This window comes from Nonomuraea sp. NPDC049624, assembly GCF_040675255.1.
Taxonomy (GTDB): domain Bacteria; phylum Actinomycetota; class Actinomycetes; order Streptosporangiales; family Streptosporangiaceae; genus Nonomuraea.
The window spans coordinates 943,925-970,587 of the sequence record NZ_JBFAOR010000002.1 but is presented as its reverse complement, the minus strand read 5'-3'; the positions used below and the strand labels follow the sequence as shown (position 1 = coordinate 970,587).

The window sequence follows — 26,663 nt, the reverse complement described above, 5'->3', positions numbered from 1 at the left end:
CCCGACACCCTGTGTCGTGTTTTCCAGAACTCAGGACGAATCTCTGACCCGGGCCGCCTGTTCCTCCTGGACCCTGCGGGCGGTGCGCAGGAAGTCCAGGATCACGGCCAGCTCGTCTTGCCCGTAGCCCGCCAGCGCCCGCGCGCCGGCCTGGCCGACCGGGACGAAGATCTCGGCCTCGGCGGCGCGGGCGGCGTCGGTGGCGGCGACCAGGACGCGGCGGCGGTTGCCCGGATCGGGCGCACGGGCCACCATGCCCGCGCGTTCCAGCCGGTCGATGACGGTGGTGACGGCCGCCGGGCTGAGCTTCAGCGCGAGGCTGAGCGCGCCCGCGGCGACCGGGCCCTCGGCCAGGACGACGTCGAGGCAGCGCAGGTCGGTGCGATTGAGGCCGAGCCGGGCCGCGGCGGCCTCGTCGAAGGCGTCGAAGCTCTGCTGCAGCTGCCGGAGCTCCATGGCGATCTCTCCGATGACGGCACGTTTCGACATTCGAACCTTTCTGGTATCGTACTTTTCGTCAGTCGAAATGACGATATCACCTCCGGAGGCAGCGCCATGCGTTCGACCACCCTCGCCTCGCCCGACACCGCCGACACCGCCGCGATCCAGCGCCTGTTCGCCGACTTCATGGCGGCCTGGACCGCCGGGGACGCCCGCGCGTTCGGCGCCCTGTTCACCGACGACTCCGACTACGTCTCCTACGACGGCACGATCGCCCGCGGCCGCCGGGCGCACGAGCTCAACCACGACAAGCTCTTCCGCGGCGTCCTGGCCGGCTCGGCGCTCGTCGGCGACCTGGAGTCGGTGCGCTTCCTCACCCCCGACGTGGCGGTGGCGCACGGCACGGCCTCCGTCCTGATGCCCTGGCGGTCCACGCTGCCCAGGCGGCGGCTGTCCCGGCAGACCGTCGTCGTGCTGCGGACGGGCGATGGCTGGCGCATCGGCGCCATCCACAACGGCCGGGTCCGGCCGGTCACCGTCCCGGAGCCGGACGCGTTCCCGTCCCGGATGTCGCAGCTGATGGCCCGGGTCGCCCGCCGGTTCGGCCTCGGCGGCAGATGACGCTTTTCGTAATCCCTGACCCTTCTTTGACGAGGTCGCGGCGTGGCGCAGTTGATCACCTGGGTAAGGCCCAACCTGTAACAGTCGTACGCGTCTCGGGGGGTTCGGATGCGACTGGGTATTTTGACAGGAGCGGGGCTGCTCGCGGCCGCCGTCGTCCTGACCGGGTGCGACTCGCCGCCCGACACTGCCAAGATCACCGACAGCAAGGCCGAGGCCGCGGCCAAGCTGAAGCAGAGCAAGGCGGCCAAGATCGCGCTTGCGCGCAAGGTGAAGGCGAACGAGCTGGGCCAGATCCCGGTGCTGATGTTCCACCGGGTCATCAAGAACCCGGCCACCACCGACGACAGGACGCCGCAGCAGTTCCGCTCGGACCTCGAACGGCTGGTCAAGGAGGACTACGTCCCGATCAGCGCGTCGGAGATGGTGACCGGGAAGATCAACGTCCCGGCGGGCAAGCATCCCGTGGTCCTGACGTTCGACGACTCCTCGCCCTCGCAGCTCACCCTGAACGAGATGGGCGTCCCGCAGCCGGACACCGCCGTGGCGATCCTGCGCGAGGTGGCCGCCAAGCACCCGGGCTTCCGGCCGGCCGCCACCTTCTACGTCACCCGCGACATGTTCGGCAAGACCGTGCGCGAGGAGCAGGCCCAGACGCTGGGCTGGCTCAAGGACAACGGCTTCGACATCGGCAACCACACCCGTGACCACGTCAACCTGCACGGACGCTCGGAGAAGGAGGTGGAGGACCAGATCGGCGGCATCGCCAAGCAGATCGACGACCTGACCAAGGTCAAGCCCAACTCCATCGCCCTGCCGTACGGCAACCAGCCGCGCAAGAAGGAGTGGGCGCTGCACGGCAAGCTCTACAACCACGCCGGCGCGTTCCTGGCCGGGTACACGCCCGCGCCGTCGCCGTTCAGCAAGGCGTTCGACCCGGGCGGCATCCCGCGCATCCGGGTCATGGAGAAGAAGGGCGACTGCGCGCAGTTCTGCTCGGCGGCCTGGCTCGACTGGCTCAAGAACAACCCGGACATGCGCTACACCTCGGACGGTGACGTCAGCACGGTCGCGTACCCGAAGTTCAAGAACCCGTACCTGCGCAAGTCCTTCACCACCTGGAGCCTGCCCTACTGACGGACGCGCCCGAGCACCACGCTCAGCTCGGCGGGCTGCAGCATGAAGTCGGCCACCTCGCCGGTGACGTCGATCGGGCGGACGGCCCCGGTGCGCAGGTCCAGCACCAGGTAGGAGGTCTCGCCCAGCGGGCCCTTCGCCCGGACCGCGAGGGTGTGCTCGTCCTCCCAGCGCAGCAGGGCGGCCAGCCACCAGCCGGTGGCCAGCCGCGGCGCGACCGTGCGCACGTGTCCGCCCGTCTTCGTGTCGAACAGGGCGACGCCCTGCTGGAGCACACCGCCGGGGGTGAGCTCCCGGTGCCGTGACGCGATCAGGCGGCCGGAGGGGGACGGCTCGACGGCCCACTCCACGTTGCCCGGCATGGTGTAGCTGCGCAACAGGTCGCCCTTGGGGGAGTAGACGGCGTACCACACCGACCTGAGGTGGCCCGGGGAGCGGCGGGAGGGCTCGCCGCTCCTCATGACGAGACCTTCCGTCGTCCATCCGGCGACCTGCCCGCGGTCCGGGAGGCGGACGGCCGTGCCGCGGGCGACGTCCACGATCACGGGCGGCTCCAGCGTCACCTCCTTGTCCTTGGTCAGATGGTCGGGCTGGACGAGCACGTGGCGGCCGTCCAGGGAGAACAGCGGTGGCTGAGCTCCGAAGAACGCCGTGACGGTCCCGCGCGGCTGTCTGACGGGGAGGCGTTCGACGGCTCCCGTCCGCAGGTCGGCCACGACGTAGGTGTTGTCGCTGTCCCGCAGGAAGGCGGCACGCCGGCCGTCCCGGCTGAGGGCGAACATCGTCTCGTCGAAGCTGTACGGCAGGCGGCCGCGCTCCGCGCCGTCCCCGACGAGGATCATGTGCGCGCACTCGTCGCAGCTCGGGACGTACGCGTAGCGGATCGGGGTGGCGTACTTCGTGCGCTTCGCGGGCTTCACCGGCTTCTCGGCCGTCTTGGTCGCAGTGACCGGCTGGGAGCGGACGAACCGCACGCCGGGCTCCGCCGGCAGGGGCGCGGCGACCCACGCGGCGGCCAGCACCACGCTCAGGGCGGCGGCCCCCGCCCGCCAAGGAAGCCTCCGGCGGCGCGTCACGCCAGCCTGCCGACGACGACCTCGCCAAGGCGGGAGGGGACGTTCTTCACCTGGCGGCTCTTCCCCGTCTCCAGGTCCACGAGGTACAGGACGGGATCGTCCCAGCCGAGCATGACGAGCAGGCGCCCGTCCTCCGTCCACCGCACCAGCTCGGCCTCGACGCCCGGCCCGCCCAGCGTCGCGCGCGCCCGCACCCGGCCGCCGGTGTGCGGATCCATGGTCAGCACCTCGTTTTCCGAGAAGAGGACCAGGCGGTCGCCGTCGGGCGTGAGCAGCGCCTGCAACGCCGGGTCGAAGGGCGTCCTGGTGCGTACGGCACCCCGCGCGTCGAGTGTGACCAGCTCGGTGTCGGGGGCGCCCGCCAGGGCCCGCCGGCCGGTGGTGGCCACCACCTTGCCGGGCACGACGCCGATCACGCGGCCGATGCCGGGCAGCCGCCTCCGGGCCCCGGTGACGGCGTCCACCAGGTCCACTCCGTCGGGCCAGGTCAGGATGACGTGCCGGTCGTCCTGGCCGAAGGCCGCGTCGGGCACGCCTTCGCCGGGCCCGGTCAGCGGGCGCGGGGCGTTCCCCGCGGACAGGTCGTGCAGCACGAGACGGCCGGTCGCCGCGTCGAGGTAGATGAGGCGGAGGCCGTCGCCGCTGATCACCAGCGGCGCCCGCCGATTGCTGATCGGCACCACCGTGCGGGCCTGGGGGAGGGTGATCGTCTGCCAGGTGCCGGAGCGCCTCAGGTGCAGCTGCCACTGGTAGCCGCCCACGTGGGCGTAGCCGATCGGCGCGGGGAGCGGCCCGGTGAGCGGCTCGGTGAGCGGCGCGGGAGGAGGGGACGAGCGGTCGAGCCGGACCGCGAGGCCGTTCCAGGCCGTGATCAGACAGACGGTGACCAGCGCCGCCGGCACGGCGCGCCAGGGCGGCCGCCACCGGCCCGGCCCGCCGGGCCGGGGACGCCCGGAGAGGATCCAGGCCAGCAGGGGCAGTGCCCAGACCGCCACGTGGCTGAGGAGAAGCAGGTCGGCGCGGAGGACGGGCAGCCCGGAGAGCGGCGCCGCCCACAACGCCGCCGCGCTCCCGCCCGCCATCAGCGCTCGGGCCGTGTCCGACCTCATGGCGGCCTCGGCAGCGACCAGATCGGCGGGCCCCCGCGCGAGGGGCCGGCCCAGATCGTGCAGCACGGCCTGGACGATCACCACGACGGCGAGCGTCGACGCGGCGGCGGCGCGTTCGGCGGATCCGACGTCGGCCAGGAAGGAACGTGCCACTACAGAGAGCGCGATGCCGCAGGAAAGGCCGGCGCAGACGCGCCAGACGGTGACGAGCGGCCGTGACCCGAAGTCCAGCCGCGGCGCGCGGACCGTCCGCGGCCTCGGCCCTCCGCCCCTGGACAGCTCGCCGGCCAGCACTCCGAGGGTCCAGCCGCTCACCGGCAGGAAGAGGCGGAGGCCGGCGTCGCCCGGGACCACCGGCAGGGAGAGGTGGAGGTCGCCATAGCCCGAGACCACCGGCAGGGCCATGAGGACCGTTCCCGCACTCGCCCCCGCCCACCGCAAGCGCCGGGTGACCTGCAGGTGGCGCAGCATCACCGGGCCGTTGAACGCGGTGAAGGCCACCTGCTGCCGGGCCGCGAAACGGTCCGCGGCGGTACGGCTCATCGGCCTGTTCACGACGAGCGCGGCTGCCGCCGCCGACACCACCGCGACGGCGACGACGATCGCGATCACCATGAGACGCCTTTCGGCCCACCCGGGAAGGGTGCACAATACGCCTTTCCGGGACGGAAGGGGCTGGCGTGGTTTCTCCGGAGATCTGGGCACGGCTCGACCACCGGGTGGGCATGCTCACTCGCCGTCAGGCGTGGCGCTGGCGCGCGGTCGCCGCCGCCGGCGTGGCGACGGTGCTCCTCGTCCTGGCCGGCTGGTTCAGCGGTGCCCTGTTCCCGCGCGTCGAGGAGTCGGGCCTGGGCAACACCTCCGTCAGGATGTCCCAGGACGAGCTCGGCCGGCCGACCGGTCTCCAGGGCACGGTGAGCCGGTACTTCCACAACCAGGGCCGCTTCCCCGTGACGGTCACCGGGGTGGGCGTGGAGGGAGCGGGCCTGACGTTGACGTCGGCGCGAGGCGAGGACGGACGCGCCCTGCCCCTGACGATCCCCGCCGGGCAGGGTGTGTCGCTGAGCCTCGGCCTGGTCGTCACGGACTGCGATGCCGCCGCCTCCTCGGGTCCCCATGTGGTGCTGGAGGTCGATCGCTGGTGGGGGAGCGTCGCCGTGCGGCCGGAGACCATCGGCGACCTGCGCCAGGCGGCGGACGTGAGCTGCCAGTGACCGGCTGATGCCGCGCGGCGCACGATCGTCGTCGCCGGCGCGGGACGCCACTCCGTCCACGTGATCTCCTCGGGCGCGACCGGGAACGCGCTCTCTCCTGTTGATCAACCGTAGCGATCGGCAGAGTTGGGACGCCAGGTTGGAAGCGGGATTTCCTGATTGCAGCCTGATGTCCGCGGCGTGCGAGGAGGTCGTCGAAGATCCGGTCCGTGGACGGCGACCAACCAGTCAAGACCGCTGTTACAGGGTCCGAATGGACGCTGTGTACGGGCTTTGTGCAAAAACCGGTGAGTCACGAACGGTTAACGGATCCCTGGGAAGTTGCTGAGCGTCGTAAAGTTTGCGTGGTTGGGGTTCAGTGAACGTGGGGAAAGACGAATGCCGCAGATCGCGCCGCTGGTGGCCGGCGATCCAGCGCTGCTGGGATCGTTCCGGCTGTCCGGACGGATCGGCGAGGGCGGCCAGGGGATCGTCTACCTGGGCGTCAACGAGCAGGGCGAGCGGGCCGCGATCAAGCTGCTGCACGTGAAGTTCAGCGGTGACACGATCGCCAGGTCGCGCTTCGCCAGGGAGCTCAAGGCGGCCCAGCGGGTGGCCTCCTTCTGCACCGCGCGGGTGATGGAGGCCGACCTCGACGGCGACACGCCGTACATCGCCAGCGAGTACATCGACGGGCGGGCGCTGCGCGACATCGTCGAGACCGACGGCCCGCTCAGCGGCACGGTGCTCGACCGGCTGGCCATCGGCACGGCCACCGCGCTCACCGCCATCCACCACGCCTCGATCGTCCACCGGGACTTCAAGCCCGACAACGTGCTCATCGCCGCCGACGGGCCGCGCGTGGTCGACTTCGGCATCGCCCGCATCATCGACTCGACCGGCACGATCACCAGCCGCGCGATCGGCACGCCCGCCTACATGGCGCCCGAGCAGATCGCCGGCGACGACATCGGGCCCTTCACGGACGTCTTCGCCTGGGGCGCGACCATGGCCTTCGCCGCCACCGGGAAGGCGGCCTTCGAGGGCAAGTCGATCGCCGTCGTGCTCAACCGCATCCTGAACCACGAGGTCGACGTCGACGTGATGCACGAGCCGCTGCGGGGCGTGGTGCGTTCGGCGCTGGCCAAGTCGCCCGACGAGCGTCCCTCGGCCGACCAGCTCCTGCTGCGCCTGCTCGGGCAGACCGGCACGGCGGCCGGGGCCTCGACGGCGGTGCTCACCAGGGGCGTGCAGGTGGCCGGCGACGACACGACGCCGTTCACGCGGGTGTCGGCCACGTCCATCACCGAACGTCCCGCCACGCAGGCCACCGGCCACCCCACCCGCCCCCCGTCCGGCACGACCCCCGCCCACCCGGCCACGACCGGCACCGGATCCGCGCACCCGACCGGCACCGGATCAGCGCATTCGACCGGCACCGGGACGCCGCACACGACCGGGTCCGGCACCGCGCATCCGACCGGCACCCCGCACACGACCGGCACCGGGACCGGTGTCTCCGGGCGTGCGGAGACCGTGCAGTCCGGCCAGAACCGGGGCCAGGGCCAGGATCAGGGTCAGGACCAAGGCCGGGGCCCGGCGGTCAGGCCCCTCGGCGAGCCCGTGCCGTCCGGCGGCCGGCGGCGGCTCAAGGTGTGGCTGGCGCTGGCCGCCGCGCTCGTCATGCTGGCGGTCGTGGCCGTCGCGGCGATGGCGAACGGCTGGTCGCCGCTGGCGTTCAAGGGCGAGGTCGTGACCCCCGCGCCGACGGGGAAGAAGAACTCGCGGCCCCCCACGTTCGCCTCGGTGGTGGACAAGGTCGCCCAGACCGGAAAGATCGTCGTCGGCGTCAAGGGCGACCTGCCGGGCGTCGGCCTGCAGAACGGCGACGACTTCACCGGGTTCGACGTCGAGGTGGCCAAGCTGGTGGCCGCGGCGCTCGGGGCGGAGGAGACCAGGTTCGCCCGGGTCGGCCGGAACGACCGGGCGGCCGCGCTGGCCGACGGCAGGGTCGACCTGGTCGTCGCCACGTACTCGGTGGACAAGAGCGAGACCAGGTTCGCCGGGCCGTACTACGTGGCCCACCGCGACGTGCTGGTACGCGCCGGCACCGGCATCGACTCGCTCGACGACCTCAAGGGCAAGAAGATCTGCGCGCTCGACACCCCGACGGTCGGCGAGGTGCAGGACAGGGTGAAGGTCGAGCCCGTGACCGCCGGCAACTACGCGGCCTGCATGGACCTGCTCAGGAACGGCAAGGTCGACGCGGTGCCCGGCGAGGACCTGATCCTGGCCGGGTTCGCCAGCCGGGAGAACATGCGCTACAAGATCATCGGCGCCAAGCTGGACAACGAGCGGTACGCGGTCGGCATCCGCGGGGGCGACACCAAGACCTGCGCCGCCGTCAAGGGGGTCATCGCCGACCTCTACCGCAAGGGCACCATCAAGAAGCTCCTGGACAGCCACTTCGAGAAGGTCGACTTCCAGCCCGAGCTGAAGGTGCCCGCGATGGAGCCCTGCGGATGACGAGCGGTAACATCCGAAAGTCCAACGAATTCATCCAGTGAGTTAGGGGAAGGCCATGGCCACGCCCGTCAAGGTAACCGTCACCGGGGCCGCCGGTCAGATCGGCTACGCACTGCTGTTCCGCATCGCGTCGGGGCAGCTGCTCGGCGCTGACGTCCCGGTCAAGCTGAGCCTGCTGGAGATCCCCCAGGCGGTGAAGGCGGCCGAGGGCACCGCCATGGAGCTCGACGACTGCGCGTTCCCGCTGCTGTCCGGCATCGAGATCACCGACGACGCCAACGTGGCCTTCGCCGGCGCCAACGTCGCCCTGCTGGTCGGCGCCATGCCGCGCAAGGCCGGCATGGAGCGCGGCGACCTGCTCGGCGCCAACGGCGGCATCTTCGGCCCCCAGGGCAAGGCGATCAACGAGCACGCCGCCGACGACATCCGCGTCCTGGTCGTGGGCAACCCGGCCAACACCAACGCGCTCATCGCCCAGCAGCACGCGCCCGACGTCCCGGCCGAGCGCTTCACCGCGATGACCCGCCTCGACCACAACCGCGCGCTGTCCCAGCTCGCCGCCAAGCTCCAGGTCCCGGTCACCGAGATCAAGAAGATGACCATCTGGGGCAACCACTCCGCCACCCAGTACCCCGACCTGTTCCACGCCGAGGTCGGCGGCAAGATCGCGGCCGAGCAGGTCGAGGGCGAGTGGCTGCGCGAGACGTTCATCCCGACGGTCGCCAAGCGCGGCGCCGCCATCATCGAGGCCCGTGGCGCCTCCTCGGCCGCCTCGGCCGCCAACGCCGCGATCGACCACGTCCACGACTGGGTCAACGGCACCGAGTGGACCTCGGCCGCCGTCGTCTCCGACGGCTCGTACGGCGTGCCCGAGGGGCTCATCTCGTCCTTCCCGGTGCGTTCGGTCGGCGGCCGGTACGAGATCATCCAGGGCCTGGAGATCGACTCCTTCTCCCGCGAGCGCATCGACGCCAGCGTGCGCGAGCTGACCGAGGAGCGCGACGCCGTCCGCGAGCTCGGCCTCATCTGAACCCGGGCGCGACACCTCCGGACGCGCGTCCCCGGCTCAGCGGGGGCGCGCGTCCGCCGTCGTGCGGGGCAGCGCGGCCCCGCGGGTGCGCTCGGCCCAGCGGGTCACCGGCGGCACGGCGAGCCCGGCCGCCAGGAAGACCCCGCCGAACAGCAGCCAGCCCGGCAGCCCCCAGCCCACGATGACCGTGGTCATGACGGCGGGCACGACGATGTTGGACACCTGCTGGCCCATCCCGTACAGGCCCTGGTACTGGCCGATGGCGTGCGGGGGGGCCAGCTCGTACGACAACCCCCAGGAGCCGGCGGCCTGCAGCAGCTCCCCGAAGACGTGCAGCAGCGCGCCGCCGAACAGGGCGACGACCGCCACCCAGGCCGGCTGCCCGGCGGCCAGGGCCAGCAGCACGCAGGCCAGCAGCAGGAACACGCCCGAGCGGCGCTGGGCGCGGGCCGCGCCGGCCGCGTCGTCGGTGCCGCGGCTGAGCCGCACCTGAAGGATCGTGACGGTGACCGTGTTGATCATGGCGACGGCGGCCACCGTCCACGTGGGCGCCGCGGTCCGGCCGGCCACCCAGAGCGGGATCGCGATGGTGAGCAGTCCGTTCTGCATGAACAGCACCGCGTTGAGCAGTGCCAGCACCGCGTACGGCCGGTCGCGCAGCACGATCCAGACCGGCTCGCCCGCCTTGCGCCGGACCGGCGCGACGGGCGGCACGCGGTACGTCAGCGCCGCGCTGCCGAGGTAGCAGAGCGCGCACCCGAAGATCATCCCCAGGTACACGGGACGGCTGTCGAAGTGCAGCGCCGCGCCCGCCCCGAGCCCGCCGACCGACCAGCCGACGTTGGTCACGGCCCGCAGGTACGCGCGCACCCGCACCCGGTCGGACGCCGGCACCGCGCCCCCGACCAGCGCCGCCCGCGCGGTGCCCTCGCCGGCCTCGGCGAACGTCACCAGGGTGGCCACCGCGACGAACCCGGCGAACCCCGACACCAGCGCGTACACCGGCACGAGCAGCCCGCCCGCGGCGGCGAAGGCCATCGCCACCCCGCGCGGGCCGACCACGTCGGACAGCCGCCCGGCGGGCAGCCCGGCGGCGAGCCCGACGGCCGCGGCGATCGTCATCCCCAGCCCGATCTCGCCGTCCGACAGTCCAACTGACAGCTTGAAGAACAGCACGCTCACCGTGACGAACAGGCCGCGGCCGAGGGAACGCAGGAGGGTGGCGTACGTGAGCGCGCGCACGGGCCCGCTCTCGGGGAGGAGTGACACGGCGGATCAGGCTACTGGTGCCGGGAAAGGTCCTTCTCGTCCGCCCCCGGACAGGAGGGGACGGGCTGGGCGGCCGGCGCGGGCTGGGAGGTCGCGTAGAGCACCCCGGCCGCCGCGGCGAGGCTGCCCAGCAGGATGAGGGCACCAAAGAGCAGCTTCGTGACCCTTGGTGAAAAGCTCCTCACATTTCGGTATCACAGCATATAAACGGCGCCCCCATCAGGCGTTCACGGAAAGTGCCGTCCACGCGTCGGAGACGATGTCGCGCAGCGCCGCCCGCTCCGCCTTCCACCCCAGGTCGCGCTGGATGCGCGCGGACGAGGCCACCAGGACGGCCGGGTCCCCGGGCCGCCGGTCGCCGACGACGACCGGGATCTCGTGGCCGGTGACCTCGCGGCAGACCGAGATCACCTCCTGCACGCTGAACCCGGTGCCGCTGCCCAGGTTGTAGATCTTGTGCTCGCCCTCGGCGACCGCCTCCAGCGCCAGCAGGTGCGCCCGCGCCAGGTCGCCGACGTGGATGTAGTCGCGCACGCAGGTGCCGTCGGCGGTGGGGTAGTCGGTGCCGAAGACGCTCACCGAGTCGCGCTCGCCGGTGGCCACCTTGAGCACGTTCGGGATGAGATGGGTCTCGACCGTGTGGCGCTCGCGGAAGCGGCCGTAGGCGCCGGCCACGTTGAAGTAGCGCAGGCTCACCGCGCCGAGCCCGCGGACGCCCGCGTAGGCGCTCAGGGCGGTGTCCACGGCCAGCTTCGAGGCGCCGTAGGGGTTGGTCGGGCGCGTGGGGTCGTCCTCCTCGATGGGGGAGCGCTCGGGCTCGCCGTACGTGGCCGCCGTGGAGGAGAAGACGATCCGGCGCACGCCCTTGTCGCGCATCGCGTCGAGCAGGGCCAGCGTGCCGCCCAGGTTGCTCGCCCAATAGCGGCCGGGCTGCTGCACCGACTCGCCCACCAGGGACTTGGCCGCGAAGTGCAACACGGCGTCCATGCCGTCGAGCGCGTCGTGGGCGTTCGTGATCGACTCGCGCACGAATGCGGCGCCCTCGGGCACCGCGTCCTCGTGGCCCGTGGACAGGTCGTCGAGCACGGTCACCTCGTGCCCCGCCTCCACGAGCTGCGCGGCGACGACGCTGCCGACGTACCCGGCGCCTCCGGTGACCAACAGCCTCATGTGTACTCCTGTTTACATATGTTTGATTTTGTACGGCTTGCCGTTCAGCATACGCGGGAAACCCGCCGAGTACGCTGCCAACCACCATGTTTGACACCCTCGCGGCGAACATCGCCCTGGTCCTGCTCTTCATCCTGGTCGGCGGGTTCTTCGCGGGCGCGGAGATCGCGATGGTCTCCCTGCGGGAGAGCCAGGTCCGCAAGCTGGCCGAGCGCGGCCGGAGGGGCGAGCGCGTGGCCAAGCTCGCCCGCGACCCCAACCGGTTCCTGTCGGCGGTGCAGATCGGGGTGACCGTCGCCACGATGCTCTCGGCCGCCTTCGGCGCCGACCGGCTCGGGATGGAGCTCGTCCCTGTGCTCGAACGCTGGGGGGTGCCGCACGCGGTCGCGCCCGTGCTCGGGCTCGTGCTGGTGACGCTGGCCATCTCGTACGTCTCGCTGGTGCTCGGCGAGCTGGCCCCCAAGCGGCTGGCCCTGCAGCGCACCGAGGGACTGTCGTTGTTCGTCGCGCCCTTCCTCGACCGGATCGCCGCCCTGTCGCGCCCGATCATCTGGATGTTGTCGAAGTCGACCGACCTGGTCGTCCGGCTGCTCGGCGGCAACCCGGAGGCCGACCGGGAGGAGGTCACCACCGAGGAACTGCGCGACATGGTCGTCGGGCACGCCGAGCTCACCGCCGACGAGCGCAAGCTCATCGCCGAGGTGTTCGCCGCCGGCAAGCGCCAGCTCCGCGAGGTCATGCTGCCCCGCACCGAGGTCGAGTTCATGGACGCCGAGACGCCGCTGGCCGAGGCCGCGAACCTGGCCGCCGCGCTCCCGCACTCCCGCTTCCCCGTGTACCGCGACTCATACGACGAGGTCATCGGTTTCGTGCACGTGCGCGACCTGCTCGACCCCCAGCTGATCGGGCGTACGGAGCCCATCAGCGCGGTCGTGCCGATCCGGCCCGCCAAGTTCGTGCCCGCCTCCAAGCGCCTGCTGAGCACCCTGAACGAGATGCGCGACGAGGGCCAGCACCTGGCCATCGTGGTCGACGAGTACGGCGGCACCGCCGGCATCGTCACCATGGAGGACCTGGTCGAGGAGCTGATCGGCGACATCAGGGACGAGTACGACGTCGAGGAGGACGTCGTCGTCCTGCCCGCCGGCGAGATCGAGATCGACGGCCTGACCAACCTCAACGACTTCGCCACCGAGACCGGCGTACGGCTGCCCGACGGCCCGTACGAGACGCTGGGCGGGTTCGTGATGGCCATGCTGGGGCACCTGCCCGCGGTCGGTGAGCAGGTGGAGATCCAGGGCTTCGAGCTGACCGTCACCGAGCTGGACGGCCGCCGGATCGCGCGGGTCAGGGTGAAACGCCGGGCCGCCGCCGAGTCGCCCCCCGACCAGGATTCCTGACACAATTGCCTGCTATGGCCAGACCTCGTGTTCTCTCCGGCATCCAGCCCACCGCGGACTCATTCCACCTGGGCAACTACCTGGGTGCGGTCCGTCAGTGGGTCACCATGCAGGAGACCCACGACGCCTTCTACTGCGTGGTCGATCTGCACGCGATCACCGTGCCGACCGAGCCCGCCGCGTTGCGCAGGCGCAGCCGGGTGGCCGCCGCGCAGCTCTTCGCCGCCGGCCTCGACGCCGAGCGCTCGACCGTCTTCGTGCAGTCGCACGTGCGCGAGCACACCGAGCTCGCCTGGATCCTGATCTGCCTCACCGGCATGGGCGAGGCCGCCCGGATGACGCAGTTCAAGGACAAGTCGGCCAAGTTCGGCGAGAGCGCGGCCAGCGTCGGGCTGTTCACCTACCCGATCCTGCAGGCCGCCGACATCCTGCTCTACCAGGCCAACGCCGTCCCGGTGGGGGCCGACCAGAAGCAGCACCTGGAGCTCACCCGCGACCTGGGCCAGCGCTTCAACCACCGCTTCGGCGACACGTTCACACTGCCCGACCCGTACATCCTCAAGGAGGTCGAGAAGATCACCGACCTCCAGGACCCGGCGGCGAAGATGTCGAAGTCCTCCTCCAGCCCGGCGGGCATCCTCGACGTCCTGGAGCAGCCGGGGCCGCTGCGCAAGAAGGTCATGCGCGCGGTGACCGACACGGGCTCGGAGGTGCTGTTCGACGAGGAGAACAAGCCGGGCATCTCCAACCTGCTGCGCATCCAGTCGGCGCTGACCGGCACGCCCATCCCCGACCTGGTCGCCCGTTACGCGGGCCAGGGCTACGGCACGTTCAAGAAGGACGTCGCCGAGGCGGTCGTGGAGACGTTCACGCCGATCCGCGAGCGCACGGAGAAGCTGCTGGCCGACGAGGCCGAGCTCGACCGCCTGCTGGCCGTCGGCGCCGAGCGCGCCGCCGCCGTGGCCCGGCGGACGATGGCCGAGGTCCGCGACCGGGTGGGCTTCCTGCCCAAGCTGTGACGCGAGAAGGGCGGCCGGCCTGCCGCCCTTCTTCCGGTCGTCACGGGCGCCGGTCGAGCGGGCGTACGCGCAGGCGGGCGCGGAGCGCGGCCAGGCTCCGGCCGGTCAGCCGCACACCGCCCGACACGGCGGTCCACCCCGACCGTCCCCGGCTGAACGCCCAGCCGGGGAACTCGCGCATGGCCTCTTCCAGCAGGCGTTCCATGACGACGTCGGCACTCGGCGTTGTGGTCATGGACGCACAGTGCCACCCCGGACCCGCTCGGTGACGAACCGCGGCGACAGATCTCCCCGTTCGGCCGGACCGAACTCGGAGTTCGGTGGGCGGCCTCACACGTCGATGTTGTGGCGTTCGGCGAGGAATCGCACCTCCGGCGCCCACGACGGCCGCGCGCGGCGCACCAGCGAGCGCACCATCTCCCGCAGCAGCAGCTTGTGGTCGAGCTCCTCGGGGCTCTCGCGCTCGATCCGCAGCAGGTAGACCAGGCTCGCGGCGTCGTCGCCCAGGTCTTCGCAGGCGCGGGCGACGTGGCACAGGTGCGTGGTGCGCCGCTCGATGGACGGGGTCCTGCGGATGTCGATGTCGTCGGCCAGGCGCAGAACGGCTTCGGGGTGACCGGTGTCGTTCTCGATGCTGGCCATGTGGATGGCGACGTTGGTCGGGCCGAAGAAGGCCAGGTCGTAGGCGTCGGAGTGGTCGTCGGCGCGGTCGGCGAGCCGGGCGGCGGTGCCGCGCACGGTCTCCCTGGCCTGCTCGTCGTCGCCGCCCCTGGCCGCGCTGATGGCGGCCAGCAGGTGCAGCGCGCCGAGCGCCTTGATGTGCCGTACGTCGCCGCCGGCCACATGGGGTTCGAGGATCTCGATGCCGCGCCGGGCCACGTCGTGGGCGATCTGGTGCATGTCGTCGGAGAGCATCGACTGGCCGAGGTTCCAGTGGGCCCAGGCGAGCATGAGCGGGTCGGCCGACTCCTCGGCGTAACGCATGGCCCGGTCGGCCGCCAGGTGCGCGAGATCCACCCGCTGGAGGTGCTTGAGCACCCCTCTGGCCAGCATGTACGCGTCGGTCGCCGTCCGGTAGGCCGCGGGGGTGCGCTCGGCCGCCAGGCTCTCGGCGTCGGAGACCAGCGAGGGCAGCGCGGCCATCAGGATCGAGTACCGGCGGGCCGAGGTGAACCAGGCGTTGCGCGCCGCCGCCACGCGTTCGGTCAGCTGCTCGGCGTCGGGCGGTTCGAGGTCGGGCTCGCCGGCGCGGCAGGCGAACAGGGCGCGCTCGATGTCGCGGATCTGCGGCCTGCTGGGTTCGTGGGAGTCGCGGGGGGTCTCGCCCAGGAGCACGGCGGTGCGTACGCCGAGCACCTTGGCGATCTCGCGGAGAAGGGGCAGCGAGGGGGTGCGTTTTCCGTGTTCGATCAGTTCGATGTGCCGGGTGGTGCAGCCGGACTGGGTCGCCAGCGCGGTCGTGCTCATGCCCCTTCGTTCGCGCTGGAGTCGCACCATCTGCCCGGTGCTGATTTCGGTCATGGGCGTGACGCCTCCTGGCTTGGTCCCAACACAGCACAGGCTAGGGTCAGCGGAGCGGCCCTGCCATGCGTTCCCCCTGGTCAGGAGGTATGTCGGCAAGCTCCCACGCCTTGGCTTTCACCAGGGTTTGCCCACTATTGGGGTGATCCGGAGTGATGGTCGCGCAGCCGTCCGAGCAGCCCGACGAGCTGGTCGCGCTCGGGGCCGGTCAGGGGCGCCAGCAGCTCGTCCTGGACGTCGTCCACCAGCCCGTCGAGCCGGGTGAGCCGGTCGCGGCCGCGCTCGGTCATGGAGATGACGTTGCGCCGGCGGTCGGCCGGGTCGGGCGCGCGCTCGACGAGGCCGCGGTCGGCCAGCTCGTTGAGCAGCGCCACCATGTCGCTGCGGTAGATGCCGGTGAGCCGGCTCAGCTCGGCCTGGCTGGCCGGGCCGGACTCGCGCAGCGCGACGAGCACCGCGTAGTGCCACTTGCGCGCGTCGGCGCCCGCGAGCCGGTCGCTGACCAGCCGGTCGGCCTGCATCGCGACGTGGGCCAGCAGCCGGCTCGGCAGGCCGCGCAGGCGGTCGGGGGCGGCCCGGTCGGCGGCGTCGGACATGTCGTGGCTCATGCCGGCGATCCTATCCCGTTGCGTTAGTCGCACTAACGATGTAACTTCGTTAGCGTCATAAACGTTAGTGCGACGAACGAAAGAGGCGTGTCATGCCTGTTGCCCAGGTGCTGGACTCGACCATGTACTACGAGGACCGGGGGGAGGGCGTGCCGATCGTCTTCCTGCACGGCAACCCCAACTCCTCCCACCTGTGGCGCAACGTGCTGCCCGGGGTGGGGGCCGGCCGGTTGCTCGCGCCCGACCTGATCGGCATGGGCCGCTCGGGGCGGCCCGACCTCGACTACAGCTTCACCGACCACGCCCGCTACCTCGACGCCTGGTTCGACGAGCTCGGCCTGGAGGACGTCGTGCTGGTCGGCCACGACTGGGGCGGCGCGCTGGCCTTCGACTGGGCGGCGCGGCATCCGGGCCGGGTGCGCGGGGTGGCCTTCTTCGAGACCATCGTGCGGCCGATGAGCTGGAGCGAGCTGGGCGAGGGGCCGCGCGCCCGCAGCGAGCTGATCAGGAGCGAGGCGGGAGAGCGGCTGGTGCTCGACGACGACTTCCTGGTGCGCACGGCGTACACGGGCGGGGTGCTGAACCCGCTGGGCGAGGAGGAGCTGCGGCCGTACCTGGAGGCGTACGCGACCAGGGAGAGCCGCCGGCCGCTGCTGCAGTGGGCGCGCTCGATCCCGCTCGACGGCGACCCGGCCGACGTGGCGCAGGCCGTCGAGCGCTACGACAAGTGGCTGGCGAACAGCGCCGACGTGCCCAAGCTGCTGCTCACCTTCGACTCCTCGCCGACCCTGCTGATCCAGGGCGAGGTGCTCGACTGGTGCGCCCGCACCATCTCGGCCCTGGAGATCGAGCACCTGGGCCCGGCGGGTCACCACGCCCCGGAGGACCAGCCGGAGGCCATCGCCGCGGCGATCCGCTCCTGGGCCGACCGCCACGCCCTGCGCGCGAACTGACGGGTGCGTCCGGCGGCCCGGCGGCCGGATCTGTGCGCGGGCCGGCGCAAGCGGCGGACCGGCGAAGACGGCTGGCTAGCGGAAGCGGCGGCGGCCGACGAGGGTGAGCACCTCGCGCAGGGCGTCGGCGGCGGCTCTGACGTCCGGCTCCGGCACCCCGGCCAGCACCTCCTCGTGGGCCCGCGAGGAGGCGTCGAGGGCCGCCAGGGCCACCCGGTGCCCCTCGGCCGTGAGCTGCACCCACCGGCTGCGCGCGTCGCCCGCGTTGGCCTCCCGCTCGACGTAACCCGCCGCCGTCAGGCGCTGGAGCACGTTGCTGGTGCCCCCCGAGGTGAGCAGCAGCGCCTTGGACAGCTCGCTCGGCTTCATCCGGTGCGGCGCCGGCGTACGGGCGAGCGCGGCCAGCACGTCGAACTCGGCGTAGGTCAGCCCCAGCTCGGCCAGCTCCGCCTTGATCGCCTGCTCGAAGACCAGGTGCAACCGGGACAGGCGCTTGCTCAGCTCCAGACCGGCGATCAGCGACGACGACAGCCCGGACTCCACCCAGCGCGGCACCATCGCGTCGATCTCATCCGGTTTCACGCCATCGAGGATACCCATCGGCAGATTGCTTTCTTAAAAGCTTCTTATTAAGCTTTTCGTCATGACAAAGACTCTGCTGATCAAGAACGGCACCGTGATCGACACCGAGCCCGAGCCCGTGGTGCTCGGCCAGGTGGACGTGCGCGTCGAGGACGGCGTGCTCGCCGAGGTGGGCCCCGGACTGCCCGACGTCCCCGGCGCCGAGGTGATCGACGCGACCGGGCGGATCGTGCTGCCCGGGTTCGTCGACACCCACCGGCACACCTGGCAGGCCGGCATCAGGGCGGTCGCCCCCGACGTCGCCTTCGACGGCTACCTGAGCCGCGTGCTCGGCGAGCTGGCCCCCGCCCACCGCCCGGCCGACGTCCATGCGGCCAACCTCGCCGGCGCGCTGGAGTGCCTCGACACCGGCATCACCACGCTGCTCGACTGGTCCCACATCCAGCTCTCGCCCGCCCACACCGAGGCCACCGTGCGGGCGCTGCGCGAGTCGGGGATCAGGGCCGTGCTCGGCTGGTGCCACGGGGGCCGGCCGGGCGATCTCGTCCGCGAGGGGCTGCGGGTGCACGAGGAGCACTTCGGCACGGGCGGCGGCCTGGTCACCATGGTCGTCGCGGCGCTCGGGCCGGAGATCGTGGCGGAGGAGCACGCGCTGGCGGAATGGCGGCTGGCCCGCGAGCTCGACCTGCCGGTCACCGTGCACATGGGCGTCGGCGGCCCGGACAGCGCCGCTCGCGGCCTGGCGTTCCTGGAGGCGAACGGCCTGCTCGGGCCGCGGACCACGTACGTGCACGCCAACAGCTACACCGACGACGACCTCAAGCGCGTCGCGGCCAGCGGCGGCAACGTGTCGGTCTCGCCGGTGGACGAGATGACGCTCGGCCTCGGTTACCCGGTCAGCGGGCGGGCCAGGGCGGCGGGCGCCCCGACCGGTCTCGGCATCGACACGGTGAGCTGCGCGCCGGGTGACATGTTCAGCCTGATGCGGGCGGCGTACCTGCTGGAGCGCGGCCGGCCGGACGGCGGCGGCATGGGCTTCACCACCCGCGACGTGCTGCGCATGGCCACCGTCGAGGGGGCCGAGGTGGTGGGGCTGGGCGACGTCGTCGGCTCGTTACGGCCGGGCAAGCAGGCCGACCTGCAACTGCTGCGCACCGACACCCTCGGCATGGCGGCGGCGCACGACCCGATCGGCGCCGTCGTGCTCAACGCCGACCCGAGTGTCGTGGAAACCGTGCTGGTCGGCGGGCGTGTCGTCAAGCGGGATGGGCAGATGCTCCATCAGGATCTGGCGGCGGTCCTCGCGTCACTGGCAGAATCGGCCGACGCCGTGACCAGGTGATCGTTCGTCTCCGGCGGGCGGGGTGAGGGCGTGATGGCGAGTCTGAACGAGCGGATCGCGTCGCTGCGCGCCTGGGGCCGGACGACGCTCGACCACTGGCGGGTGCGCAGGCTGTGGATCGACCACCTGGTCCGGGCCGTGCGCCGCTACCAGCTCCAGGGAGGCGACCGGCTGGCCGGGTCGGTCACCTACTTCTCGTTCCTGTCCTTCTTCCCGCTGCTCGCGCTCGGGTACGCGGTGCTCGGCTACACCCTCGACGCCAGCAGCGCGACCAGGGAGGCGCTGGAGACCGCCATCAACGAACGGCTGCCCGGCATGGCGACCGACCTCAACCTGGAGCAGATCGCCGGCGCCCGCACGACGGCGGGCATCATCGGCCTCCTCGGCCTCCTGTACGCCGGGCTCGGCGCGATGGACGCGCTGCGCGCGGCGCTGCGCGAGATGTCGATGACCACCGTGCCGCCCCCGAACTACTTTCTCGGCAAACTGCGCGACCTGGTCTCGGTCATCCTGCTCGGGGCGACGCTGGTCGTGTCCACGCTGGTGTCCGGGGCCGCGACCACGGTCACGGACAAGGTGCTCGACCACGTCTTCGGCGCCGACTCGCCGCTCAGCACCGAGGCGTTCCGGATCTTCGTGGTGGTGGCGAGCGTCGTGGCCGACTGGGTGCTGTTCGTGATCCTGCTCGGCTGGGTCGCCAAGCCGGCCGAGCCGTTCAAGGTCATCGTCAGGGGCGCGCTGCTCGGCGCGATCGGGTTCGGGCTGCTCAAGCAGGTGGCGAGCCTGCTGCTCAGCACCACGCTCAGCAACCCCGTCTACGGCGCGTTCGCCGCCATCGTGGGGCTGCTGGTGTGGATGAACTTCTCGGCCAGGCTCGTGCTGCTGGCCGCCGCGTGGACGTCCACCACGGGGTTGTGCCCGCCGCCGTCCCCGTCGCCGATCCCGTCGCTCGGCGACCCGCTGGAGGTGCCGGCGTCCGACCCGGGCCAGGCGGCCGGCCCCGAGTGCCGGGGCACGACCCCGCACCCGACGTCGGAGCCCTGACCCGGCCCTGACCCGCCACCCGTTGGGTCAGAGGCGGGACCTGTTGCGCTTGCGGCGGATGCCGAAGCCGAGCCAGACCAGCCCGAACAGCAGGCCGCCGCCGATGACGGCCGAGCCGACCGTCCGGGTGGAGTCGGTCTGCTTGGAGGCCGCCGTGTCCAGCAGCGGCGGCTGGGCGGCCGGCGTCACCCGCGACACCGGCCCCGACGCCTGCGGCGCGGCCCGCACCTGGTCGGGGACCGGCTCGACGAGCTGCCCGACGGGGGTCGCCTTCCCCCTGACCGTGAAGCCCCAGTCGAGCAGCTTGGCCACCTCGTCCCAGAAGTAACCCTCATGCCGCATGATCGTGACGAGGATCGTGTGGCCGCCGCGGGTGGCCGCGCCGACGAAGCTGCCCTGCGCCTTGGACGTCCAGCCGTTCTTGACGCCGATCATGCCCTGGTAGCGCCAGAGCAGCTTGTTGTGGTTGCTGATCTCGTAGTAGTCCTTGGGCGCCGGAAACTTGGCAACCTTTGTACTGATATATCGCCGGAAATCGGGGTTTGCGAGGCCGGCGCGGGCGATGAGTGCCAAGTCGTACGCCGAGCTGCTCTGCCCGGGTTTGTCCAGGCCACTCGGGGTCTTGGCCACCGTGTCGTACGCCTGCAGCCGCTTGGCCTCGGCGTTCATGTCGCGCATGGTCTGGGCCACGCCGCCGTTCGTCTCGGCCAGGGCCATGGCCGCGTCGTTGCCGGAGGACATCATCAGCGCCCGGAACAGGTCGTCGACCTTGTACGTCATCTTGGGCGTCAGCCCGACCGCCGTGCCCTCCTGGTTGCAGGCGTTCTGGCTCGGCCGGACCCTGCGGTTCTTGTCGAGCTTCGGCAGCAGCGTCAGCGCCGTGAGCGTCTTGAGGGTGCTCGCCGGCAGGTAGCGGCCGTGCGCGTCCTTCGCGGCGAGCACCTGACCCGTCTCCACGTCCGCGATGACGTAGGAAGTAGCCTTGCTCTCAGGGGGCGCCTTGACGCCCTTGGGTTGCACCAGCCCACGGCTTCCCAGCGCGTCACCGCCGACGGGTGTCGCCGGGGCGGCGGATGCGGTCCCGCTCGTGAGCGTGACCGCGGCGAGAAGTGCCGTAACCGGCACAAATTTCGTCCACATGGCGGTCTCAGCGTAGCTCCGTGTGAATGCCCATGTGGCGACACATTCCCCGGATGATCCGCCTTCGATACTGGAGAGATGACCATGTCACCAAAGATCGCCGGTTTCCTCGTCATCCTCGGCGTGTTCATGATCGTCGAGTGGATCAACCTCGGGTTTAACTTGGCCGACGGACATCCCACCGGCTTCTACGTCGTGCACGGGATCCTGATCGGGGTCAACGTGATCCTCGGTGCGGTGCTGGCGGTGATCGGGTGGCGCGGACTGCGTGAGGCGGGGATCAGGCGTCGCAGAGAAGGCGGCGGGTGAGCGCGTGCAGCTCGTCGGCCTCCTCGCGTGAGTCGCCGATGGAGGTGAAGCCCAGCTTGCCGTACTCGGGGATGGCGCCGAGCAGGTGGAAGACGTTGCCCGTGCGCCGGTCGGCGTCGAAGCCGATGCCGAGCCGCCGGGCGGTGCGCATGACCTCGCCCGGCGTGCGGCCACGCAGGCAGGAGGAGGAGCAGTTGTCGGTCGCGGTGTAGTACTTGGGCTGGTCCCCGGCCATGAGGAGGCCGGTGGCCGGGTCGTACCTGGCCCCGGTCGTCAGCACCACCGCGCCGTACGGGTGCGTCGTGCCGCCGATCCGCAGGTTGATCTCGCACAGCAGCGCGGCGTAGCCGGCGTCGGCCTTGAGGGCGAAGAAGTCCATGCCGAACAGGCCGACCACGCCCCGCTCGGCCAGGATGGCGGCGATGCGCTCGGCCGACTCGCCCACCTCGTGCCGGTACTCGGGGGCGGCGGGGAACGTGCAGCCCTGGTAGACGTCGTTGTTGGGGCCGCCGAGCACCTGGTCGTGCGTGGCCAGCACGGCGGCGTGCCCGCCGGGCGTGATTCGGGCCAGGGCGCTCGGGTAGTAGAGCGGGCGATGTTCGATGAACTCCTCCACCACCGCGCCGCGTTCCCTGATCTTCGTCGTGAAGCTCGTCCAGGTCTCCCCGGCCGCCGAAAATCGGGTCAGCGAGCGGTCGGCCTTGTCGACGATGGCGTTGCCCAGGCCCGAGTAGCCGTCGTTGAGCTTGACGATCACCCGTTCGCCGGGGAGCGAGTCGATGGCCTCGTCGATCGCGATGATGCTGTGCACGTCGCCGAAACCGCGCGCCATGGGCACGCCGGCCTCGTGCCCGACCTCGCGGGCGCCGCTCTTGGAGCCGTAGTAGGCCAGCGCGGTGGCGGGTCCGTAGATGGGGACGTTGAGTGACGCGGCCAGCTCCTCCTCGGTCTCGCTGAGGACGAACGGCACCAGCCAGGTGTCGGCGTCGATCGCCGACCGTAACCGGTCGAGGACGTCGGGTCGGCGCAGCAGCGTCCGGGTGAGGGGTTGCGACCAGGGCTCGTCGAGGCTGATGAGCTCCAGGCGCTTGGCGGCGTCGTCCGGGTCAGGGAGGAAGCCGAGGTAGTAGTCGATGATGTCGGGATCGATCGGAGCGGAGGAGAGGTAGATCACCTTGACCCCGGGTTCCCGGAGCGTCAGGAGGAGGAAGAGCAGGCGCTCCTCGTACGATCGGGCTGCCGTGATGCGGCGCAGCTCGTCCTGCGGCAGGGAGAGCGAGGGTACGACCACCAGGGTCCCCTCGCTCGGCTTGAAGATGCTCAACCCGGCATACTTCTCCCCGAACGGGATATTAGTGATCATATAGCGAGTGAAACACGCATTCTTCACAAATGCAGCAAGCGCCAAAGTGTCATGACCATGACAGAAGGTGACAGGATTCGAAATCGGTGAGCACGTTTGGAAGTGGCGACATCGGGTCACCATCTAATGATCCCTTGTGACTATTTTCCGGATCAGGTAGGCATGTGCGGAACGTGACCACCTGCGGTTACGGGCATGCCGTCGGCCAACTTTTGGTGTATCTGTCGGCGCGAGGGCGCACGGGAGCGATAAAGTCAGAAGCATCGCCACCGGGCTCGCGGCTTACCGTCGTGCACCCGGGCTGCTGCGACCGATGAACGCGAAGCCCGTGCTGACGATCTCGCACCGAAACCTACGGGTGTGGCTTTTGTTTCGCCGAACGGCCGCCTCAACCAGGTGGCTGCCGCAGGATGGACTTTTTCGAGAGCGTCATGAGCCGCCGTCCGTGCGTGGGACGCGCGGCCTCGACGGGATGGATGGTGACATATGCGGGGACGTGAGCTGCGGGGAGAGCTGGACGCGTTCCTGGCGGAGATCGAGCAGGAGCTGGTGGCGTTCCGTCGCGACCTTCACATGCATCCTGAGCTGGCCTTCGCCGAATACCGCACGACCCAGCGCATCGCCGACCGGCTGACCGCCGCGGGGCTGACGCCCTCGGTGCTGCCGCGCGGCACCGGTCTGATCTGCGACGTGGGCAGCGGCGACGGGCCGACCATCGCGCTGCGGGCCGACATCGACGCGCTGCCGCTCCAGGACGAGAAGGACGTGCCCTACCGCTCCACCGTCCCCGGCGCGTGCCACGCCTGCGGGCACGACGTGCACACCACCGTTCTGCTCGGCACCTCGCTCTTCCTGGCCCAGCAGGCCGCGGCCGGGCTGCTGCCCGGCCGGGTGCGGCTGATCTTCCAGCCCGCCGAGGAACTGCCCGGCGGCGCCCTTGAGGTCATGGCCCACGGCGGCATCAGCGGCGTCGACCGCATCTTCGGCCTCCACTGCGACCCGCGCGTCGACGTCGGCCAGCTCGGTCTGCGGAGCGGCCCGATCACCTCGGCCTGCGACAAGATCGTGGTCAGGGTCTCCGGTCCCGGCGGCCACACCGCCCGTCCCCACCTGACGGCCGACCTGGTCTTCGCCCTGGCCAAGATCCTCACCGAGCTGCCCGCCGCGCTCTCCCGCCGGATCGACCCGCGCTCCTCGCTCAGCCTCGTCTGGGGCCGGGTCGAGGCGGGCTCGGCGGCCAACGCCATCCCCGACGACGGCATCGCCGAGGGCACGATCCGCTGCCTCGACGAGAACGCCTGGCACGCCGCCCCCGACCTGATCAAGGCCCTGCTGGAGTCCGTCGCCGGCGCGTACGGCGTCGAGGCCGTCATGGACTACACGCGCGGTGTGCCGCCGGTCGTCAACGACGAGGTCAGCGTCGAGATGCTGGCCGAGGCGGCCGAGCGGGCCCTCGGGGCCGGCGCGGTGGTGCCCACCCAGCAGTCGCTCGGCGGCGAGGACTTCGCCTGGTACCTGGAGTCGATCCCCGGCGCGTTCGCCCGGCTCGGCACGCGCTCGCCCGACGGCGTCACGTACGACATCCACCAGGGCACCTTCGACGTCGACGAGAAGGCGATCGCGATGGGCGTGCGGGTGATGGCCGCCACCGCGCTGACCGCGCTGTGGGACGTCGGCCCGATCGACTCCATCAGCAACGCCATGGCCTGAGCGCCGCTCCGACGGCCCGCCGCGTCGCGCGGCGGGCCGTCGGCACGTCAGCCGAGCCTGCCGAACACCACCGGCAGCCGCAGGGACGAGTGTCCCGGCGACACGGTGACCCGGGTGCCCGCCGGATAACGCAGGGTGTAGTCGCGGTCGGTCGAGATGATCACCAGGCCCAGCCGGTGGCCCTTCTTGAACAGGTAGTCCTTGGGCTGGAAGTCCCAGGTGAAGGTGTACTCCTTGCCGGGGCGCAACGGTTCGGTGCGGTCGGCGCGGTGGCGGTTGCGCACGTCGAGCCACCCCCTGGAGACGATCTTGTACGCGGTCGTCGCCGTGCCGAGCCGCCTGAGCGTCGTGCAGCCGGTGTCACCCGGGACGCCCTCGCCGTAGCAGTAGCTCTGGCCGGTCGACAGCAGGGTGCCGTCCGGGCGCACGTCGGTGCCGTAGTCCACCAGCAAGGCCGTCAGGTACGGCGAGGCGCCGTCCTTGAACGAGGCCCGCACGGAGACCGTCGGCGTGCCGGAGATGCGCACGTCGGCGGGCAGCTCGCCGGTCCGGTACGCCAGCCGGTTCGGGTCCGGCCCGGTCGCCTCCACCAATTGCTCGGCCGTCCGCGCGCTCTGGTCCACGAAGGACTCCGCGGGCGACAGCGGCCGGGGCAGCAGGCCGAGCCGTTCGCCGGCGGCCGGGTGCAGCGCGACCGTGGTGGCCCCGGGCAGCGGCCAGGAGGCGTGCTGCTGCCACTCGCCGACGCCGATCTCCACGTCGGCCTGCGGCTCGCGCATGATGCCCGAGTCGATGCCCTGCAGCCAGTAGTCGAACCAGCCGTGCAACTGGCGCAGCCACTCGGCGGTGCGCAGGTTGAAGGGGTTCATGTGGGTGCCCTGGTGCAGCCAGATCTTGCGCGGCACGTGCCGCTCGGCCAGGGCGTACCACCATTGGGCGAACTGCTTGGTCTTGACGTTCCAGTCGTTGAGGCCGTGCACGAGGAAGACGCTGGCCTTCACCTTGTCCACGTCGTTGAGGTAGTTGCGGGCGTCCCAGAGGGGGCCGTAGTCGCCGGTGATCCGGTCCTGGCTCGCGGTCAGCGCGTCCATCTTGGCGCCGCAGACCTCGAAGCCGCGGTCCCTGGTCAGCACGAACTTGGCCAGGACGTCCAGGTCCTCGCCCTGGTAGCCGCCGGGGGCCAGGACGCCGCCGTTGGCCCGGTAGTAGTCGTACCAGCTGGAGATGGCGGCGATCGGCACGATCGTCTTCAGGCCCTCGACGCCGGTCGAGGCGACGGCGTTGGGCAGGGTGCCGTTGTAGGAGACGCCGATCATGCCGACCTTGCCGGTGGACCAGGTGGCGCTGACCTCGTTGCCGTCGGCGTCGAAGCCGCGGGCGCGGCCGTTCAGCCAGTCGATGGCGGCCTTCGGGCCGGCGGTCTCGTTCCGGTCGCCGGTGGACGGGCAGCCGGTGGCACGGGCGCTGCCGACGTTCTCGACCAGGGCGATGGCGTAGCCGCGGGGCACGAAGTAGTTGTCGTAGTAGCCGTCGAAGGGCTCGCCGGCGAGCTTGTTCGACAGGGACTTCAGGGTGGGCAGCGGGTTGCCGTTCGCGTCGACGTCCACCGGGTGGTTGGGCACGTCGTTGCCGGGGGCGTAGTAGGGGCTGGCCTCCATGATCACCGGGACCTTGAGGCCCTGGTCGGTCTCCTTGGGGCGCAGGATGTCCATGGCGACGCGGTCGGGCTGCCCGTCGTCGTCGCTGTCGGTCCCGGCCACCTCGACGAAGACCGTCTGCTTGACGGCGTCGGCGCGGGAGAAGACGGGCTGGGTGGCGTGGTTCTCGATCTTGAGGGTAGGGGTGGCGGCCGTCGCCGGGGCGGGCCCGCCCAAGGTCACGGCGAGGATCGCGACCAGCGGGACGGCCAGTGTCTTCCAAGGCTGCATACGGGGCTCCGATACGAAATTTCCACCGTTGATCGGAATCTCTGCCATGATCGACCGCTCGGCAAGGGCCCCTTCCATACCAAACTTGGGCAAAACTTTCCGCAGGCCGTCCCAAGTGCCTGAACCCAGATTCAGGTCACGGACGCGCTTGATGTCGATAACGGAGCGGTTG

24 protein-coding genes are annotated in these 26,663 nt (G+C 71.1%); 12 read left to right on the top strand and 12 right to left on the bottom strand.

Features of this window, described 5'->3' with window-relative positions; genetic code table 11:
• Positions 1-30: 30 nt before the first annotated feature.
• Positions 31-489, bottom strand: a complete 459-nt coding sequence (locus tag AB0J76_RS10740) for a MarR family transcriptional regulator (RefSeq protein ID WP_352325501.1) — start codon at positions 487-489, stop codon at positions 31-33.
• Between the two features lie 66 nt (positions 490-555).
• Here AB0J76_RS10740 and AB0J76_RS10735 point away from each other — a divergent pair, with 66 nt between their 5' ends.
• Together AB0J76_RS10735 and AB0J76_RS10730 are read left to right on the top strand one after the other, a co-directional pair.
• On the top strand, positions 556-1,062 hold the full coding sequence (locus AB0J76_RS10735) for an SgcJ/EcaC family oxidoreductase (protein ID WP_352325499.1): 507 nt from the start codon (positions 556-558) through the stop codon (positions 1,060-1,062).
• A gap of 108 nt (positions 1,063-1,170) precedes the next feature.
• Complete coding sequence (locus tag AB0J76_RS10730; RefSeq protein WP_352325498.1) at positions 1,171-2,199, top strand: polysaccharide deacetylase family protein; 1,029 nt, start codon at positions 1,171-1,173, stop codon at positions 2,197-2,199.
• Here the strand turns inward: AB0J76_RS10730 and AB0J76_RS10725 are convergent.
• Entirely contained in the window at positions 2,193-3,275 is a 1,083-nt protein-coding gene (locus AB0J76_RS10725; RefSeq protein WP_352325497.1) for a hypothetical protein, read from the bottom strand. The two genes, AB0J76_RS10730 and AB0J76_RS10725, sit on opposite strands and share 7 nt — an antisense overlap.
• Positions 3,272-4,999 carry a hypothetical protein gene (locus AB0J76_RS10720; RefSeq protein ID WP_352325496.1) on the bottom strand — a complete coding sequence of 576 codons (1,728 nt, stop codon included), beginning with the start codon at positions 4,997-4,999 and terminating at the stop codon, positions 3,272-3,274. Before AB0J76_RS10720 ends, AB0J76_RS10725 begins: the two co-directional genes overlap by 4 nt.
• 65 nt (positions 5,000-5,064) lie before the next feature.
• Between AB0J76_RS10720 and AB0J76_RS10715 the strand changes: the two genes are divergently transcribed.
• The 3 genes from AB0J76_RS10715 (at position 5,065) to AB0J76_RS10705 (ending at position 9,133) form a co-directional block, all read left to right on the top strand.
• The gene (locus AB0J76_RS10715; protein ID WP_352325495.1) at positions 5,065-5,598 is read left to right on the top strand and encodes a hypothetical protein; all 534 of its coding nucleotides are present in this window, start codon (positions 5,065-5,067) and stop codon (positions 5,596-5,598) included.
• Between the two features lie 378 nt (positions 5,599-5,976).
• On the top strand, positions 5,977-8,103 hold the full coding sequence (locus AB0J76_RS10710; RefSeq protein ID WP_352325493.1) for a serine/threonine-protein kinase: 2,127 nt from the start codon (positions 5,977-5,979) through the stop codon (positions 8,101-8,103).
• Between the two features lie 55 nt (positions 8,104-8,158).
• Positions 8,159-9,133, top strand: a complete 975-nt coding sequence (locus AB0J76_RS10705; protein WP_352325491.1) for a malate dehydrogenase — start codon at positions 8,159-8,161, stop codon at positions 9,131-9,133.
• A 36-nt stretch (positions 9,134-9,169) separates the two neighbouring features.
• Here AB0J76_RS10705 and AB0J76_RS10700 read toward each other — a convergent pair whose 3' ends face one another.
• On the bottom strand, positions 9,170-10,402 hold the full coding sequence (locus AB0J76_RS10700) for an MFS transporter (protein ID WP_364389285.1): 1,233 nt from the start codon (positions 10,400-10,402) through the stop codon (positions 9,170-9,172).
• 219 nt (positions 10,403-10,621) lie between these two features.
• Positions 10,622-11,572: a UDP-glucose 4-epimerase GalE gene (gene galE, locus AB0J76_RS10695; RefSeq protein ID WP_352326823.1), complete on the bottom strand. Its 951-nt coding sequence runs from the start codon at positions 11,570-11,572 to the stop codon at positions 10,622-10,624.
• Positions 11,573-11,658: 86 nt separating this feature from the next.
• On the opposite strand from galE, the gene AB0J76_RS10690 reads away from it, so the two are divergent.
• Positions 11,659-12,972: a hemolysin family protein gene (locus AB0J76_RS10690; RefSeq protein ID WP_352326822.1), complete on the top strand. Its 1,314-nt coding sequence runs from the start codon at positions 11,659-11,661 to the stop codon at positions 12,970-12,972.
• 14 nt (positions 12,973-12,986) lie between these two features.
• Positions 12,987-13,991, top strand: coding sequence for a tryptophan--tRNA ligase (trpS, locus tag AB0J76_RS10685; protein WP_352326821.1), 1,005 nt, complete (start codon positions 12,987-12,989; stop codon positions 13,989-13,991).
• A gap of 40 nt (positions 13,992-14,031) precedes the next feature.
• Here trpS and AB0J76_RS10680 read toward each other — a convergent pair whose 3' ends face one another.
• From AB0J76_RS10680 to AB0J76_RS10670, 3 genes are all read right to left on the bottom strand, one after another.
• Positions 14,032-14,226, bottom strand: coding sequence for a hypothetical protein (locus tag AB0J76_RS10680; RefSeq protein WP_352326820.1), 195 nt, complete (start codon positions 14,224-14,226; stop codon positions 14,032-14,034).
• Between the two features lie 95 nt (positions 14,227-14,321).
• Positions 14,322-15,512: a helix-turn-helix transcriptional regulator gene (locus AB0J76_RS10675; RefSeq protein ID WP_352326819.1), complete on the bottom strand. Its 1,191-nt coding sequence runs from the start codon at positions 15,510-15,512 to the stop codon at positions 14,322-14,324.
• 134 nt (positions 15,513-15,646) lie between these two features.
• Positions 15,647-16,120 (bottom strand): MarR family transcriptional regulator, encoded by a 474-nt coding sequence (locus tag AB0J76_RS10670; RefSeq protein WP_352326818.1) that lies wholly within the window; start codon positions 16,118-16,120, stop codon positions 15,647-15,649.
• 92 nt (positions 16,121-16,212) lie between these two features.
• Between AB0J76_RS10670 and AB0J76_RS10665 the strand changes: the two genes are divergently transcribed.
• Positions 16,213-17,073, top strand: a complete 861-nt coding sequence (locus tag AB0J76_RS10665) for a haloalkane dehalogenase (protein WP_352326817.1) — start codon at positions 16,213-16,215, stop codon at positions 17,071-17,073.
• 75 nt (positions 17,074-17,148) lie between these two features.
• Here AB0J76_RS10665 and AB0J76_RS10660 read toward each other — a convergent pair whose 3' ends face one another.
• A complete protein-coding gene (locus AB0J76_RS10660) occupies positions 17,149-17,655 on the bottom strand; it encodes a MarR family transcriptional regulator (RefSeq protein ID WP_352326816.1) in 507 nt (168 codons plus the stop codon).
• 61 nt (positions 17,656-17,716) lie between these two features.
• On the opposite strand from AB0J76_RS10660, the gene AB0J76_RS10655 reads away from it, so the two are divergent.
• Both AB0J76_RS10655 and AB0J76_RS10650 read left to right on the top strand, forming a co-directional pair.
• Complete coding sequence (locus AB0J76_RS10655) at positions 17,717-18,997, top strand: amidohydrolase family protein (RefSeq protein WP_352326815.1); 1,281 nt, start codon at positions 17,717-17,719, stop codon at positions 18,995-18,997.
• A gap of 33 nt (positions 18,998-19,030) precedes the next feature.
• A complete protein-coding gene (locus AB0J76_RS10650; protein WP_352326814.1) occupies positions 19,031-20,041 on the top strand; it encodes a YihY/virulence factor BrkB family protein in 1,011 nt (336 codons plus the stop codon).
• A 27-nt stretch (positions 20,042-20,068) separates the two neighbouring features.
• Here AB0J76_RS10650 and AB0J76_RS10645 read toward each other — a convergent pair whose 3' ends face one another.
• Positions 20,069-21,061, bottom strand: a complete 993-nt coding sequence (locus AB0J76_RS10645; protein ID WP_352326813.1) for a D-alanyl-D-alanine carboxypeptidase — start codon at positions 21,059-21,061, stop codon at positions 20,069-20,071.
• Positions 21,062-21,259: 198 nt separating this feature from the next.
• Between AB0J76_RS10645 and AB0J76_RS10640 the strand changes: the two genes are divergently transcribed.
• Positions 21,260-21,490, top strand: coding sequence for an SCO4848 family membrane protein (locus AB0J76_RS10640; protein WP_352326812.1), 231 nt, complete (start codon positions 21,260-21,262; stop codon positions 21,488-21,490).
• Here the strand turns inward: AB0J76_RS10640 and AB0J76_RS10635 are convergent.
• Positions 21,462-22,853, bottom strand: a complete 1,392-nt coding sequence (locus AB0J76_RS10635) for a peptide ligase PGM1-related protein (RefSeq protein ID WP_352326811.1) — start codon at positions 22,851-22,853, stop codon at positions 21,462-21,464. The two genes, AB0J76_RS10640 and AB0J76_RS10635, sit on opposite strands and share 29 nt — an antisense overlap.
• Positions 22,854-23,339: 486 nt before the next feature.
• On the opposite strand from AB0J76_RS10635, the gene AB0J76_RS10630 reads away from it, so the two are divergent.
• Positions 23,340-24,563: a M20 family metallopeptidase gene (locus tag AB0J76_RS10630; protein WP_364389280.1), complete on the top strand. Its 1,224-nt coding sequence runs from the start codon at positions 23,340-23,342 to the stop codon at positions 24,561-24,563.
• Between the two features lie 47 nt (positions 24,564-24,610).
• On the opposite strand, the gene AB0J76_RS10625 is transcribed toward AB0J76_RS10630, so the two are convergent.
• On the bottom strand, positions 24,611-26,491 hold the full coding sequence (locus AB0J76_RS10625; RefSeq protein WP_352324857.1) for a Xaa-Pro dipeptidyl-peptidase: 1,881 nt from the start codon (positions 26,489-26,491) through the stop codon (positions 24,611-24,613).
• Positions 26,492-26,663 lie beyond the last annotated feature (172 nt).

Coding starts and splice junctions, on each gene's coding strand:
- AB0J76_RS10635 (WP_352326811.1), bottom strand. CDS start 22,853: ATGATCACTAATATCCCGTTCGGGGAGAAGTATGCCGGGTTGAGCATC.
- galE (WP_352326823.1), bottom strand. CDS start 11,572: ATGAGGCTGTTGGTCACCGGAGGCGCCGGGTACGTCGGCAGCGTCGTC.
- AB0J76_RS10730 (WP_352325498.1), top strand. CDS start 1,171: ATGCGACTGGGTATTTTGACAGGAGCGGGGCTGCTCGCGGCCGCCGTC.
- AB0J76_RS10675 (WP_352326819.1), bottom strand. CDS start 15,512: ATGACCGAAATCAGCACCGGGCAGATGGTGCGACTCCAGCGCGAACGA.
- AB0J76_RS10705 (WP_352325491.1), top strand. CDS start 8,159: ATGGCCACGCCCGTCAAGGTAACCGTCACCGGGGCCGCCGGTCAGATC.
- AB0J76_RS10625 (WP_352324857.1), bottom strand. CDS start 26,491: ATGCAGCCTTGGAAGACACTGGCCGTCCCGCTGGTCGCGATCCTCGCC.
- AB0J76_RS10735 (WP_352325499.1), top strand. CDS start 556: ATGCGTTCGACCACCCTCGCCTCGCCCGACACCGCCGACACCGCCGCG.
- AB0J76_RS10655 (WP_352326815.1), top strand. CDS start 17,717: ATGACAAAGACTCTGCTGATCAAGAACGGCACCGTGATCGACACCGAG.
- AB0J76_RS10640 (WP_352326812.1), top strand. CDS start 21,260: ATGACCATGTCACCAAAGATCGCCGGTTTCCTCGTCATCCTCGGCGTG.
- AB0J76_RS10665 (WP_352326817.1), top strand. CDS start 16,213: ATGCCTGTTGCCCAGGTGCTGGACTCGACCATGTACTACGAGGACCGG.
- AB0J76_RS10680 (WP_352326820.1), bottom strand. CDS start 14,226: ATGACCACAACGCCGAGTGCCGACGTCGTCATGGAACGCCTGCTGGAA.
- AB0J76_RS10690 (WP_352326822.1), top strand. CDS start 11,659: ATGTTTGACACCCTCGCGGCGAACATCGCCCTGGTCCTGCTCTTCATC.
- trpS (WP_352326821.1), top strand. CDS start 12,987: ATGGCCAGACCTCGTGTTCTCTCCGGCATCCAGCCCACCGCGGACTCA.
- AB0J76_RS10710 (WP_352325493.1), top strand. CDS start 5,977: ATGCCGCAGATCGCGCCGCTGGTGGCCGGCGATCCAGCGCTGCTGGGA.
- AB0J76_RS10720 (WP_352325496.1), bottom strand. CDS start 4,999: ATGGTGATCGCGATCGTCGTCGCCGTCGCGGTGGTGTCGGCGGCGGCA.
- AB0J76_RS10740 (WP_352325501.1), bottom strand. CDS start 489: ATGTCGAAACGTGCCGTCATCGGAGAGATCGCCATGGAGCTCCGGCAG.
- AB0J76_RS10630 (WP_364389280.1), top strand. CDS start 23,340: ATGCGGGGACGTGAGCTGCGGGGAGAGCTGGACGCGTTCCTGGCGGAG.
- AB0J76_RS10670 (WP_352326818.1), bottom strand. CDS start 16,120: ATGAGCCACGACATGTCCGACGCCGCCGACCGGGCCGCCCCCGACCGC.
- AB0J76_RS10650 (WP_352326814.1), top strand. CDS start 19,031: ATGGCGAGTCTGAACGAGCGGATCGCGTCGCTGCGCGCCTGGGGCCGG.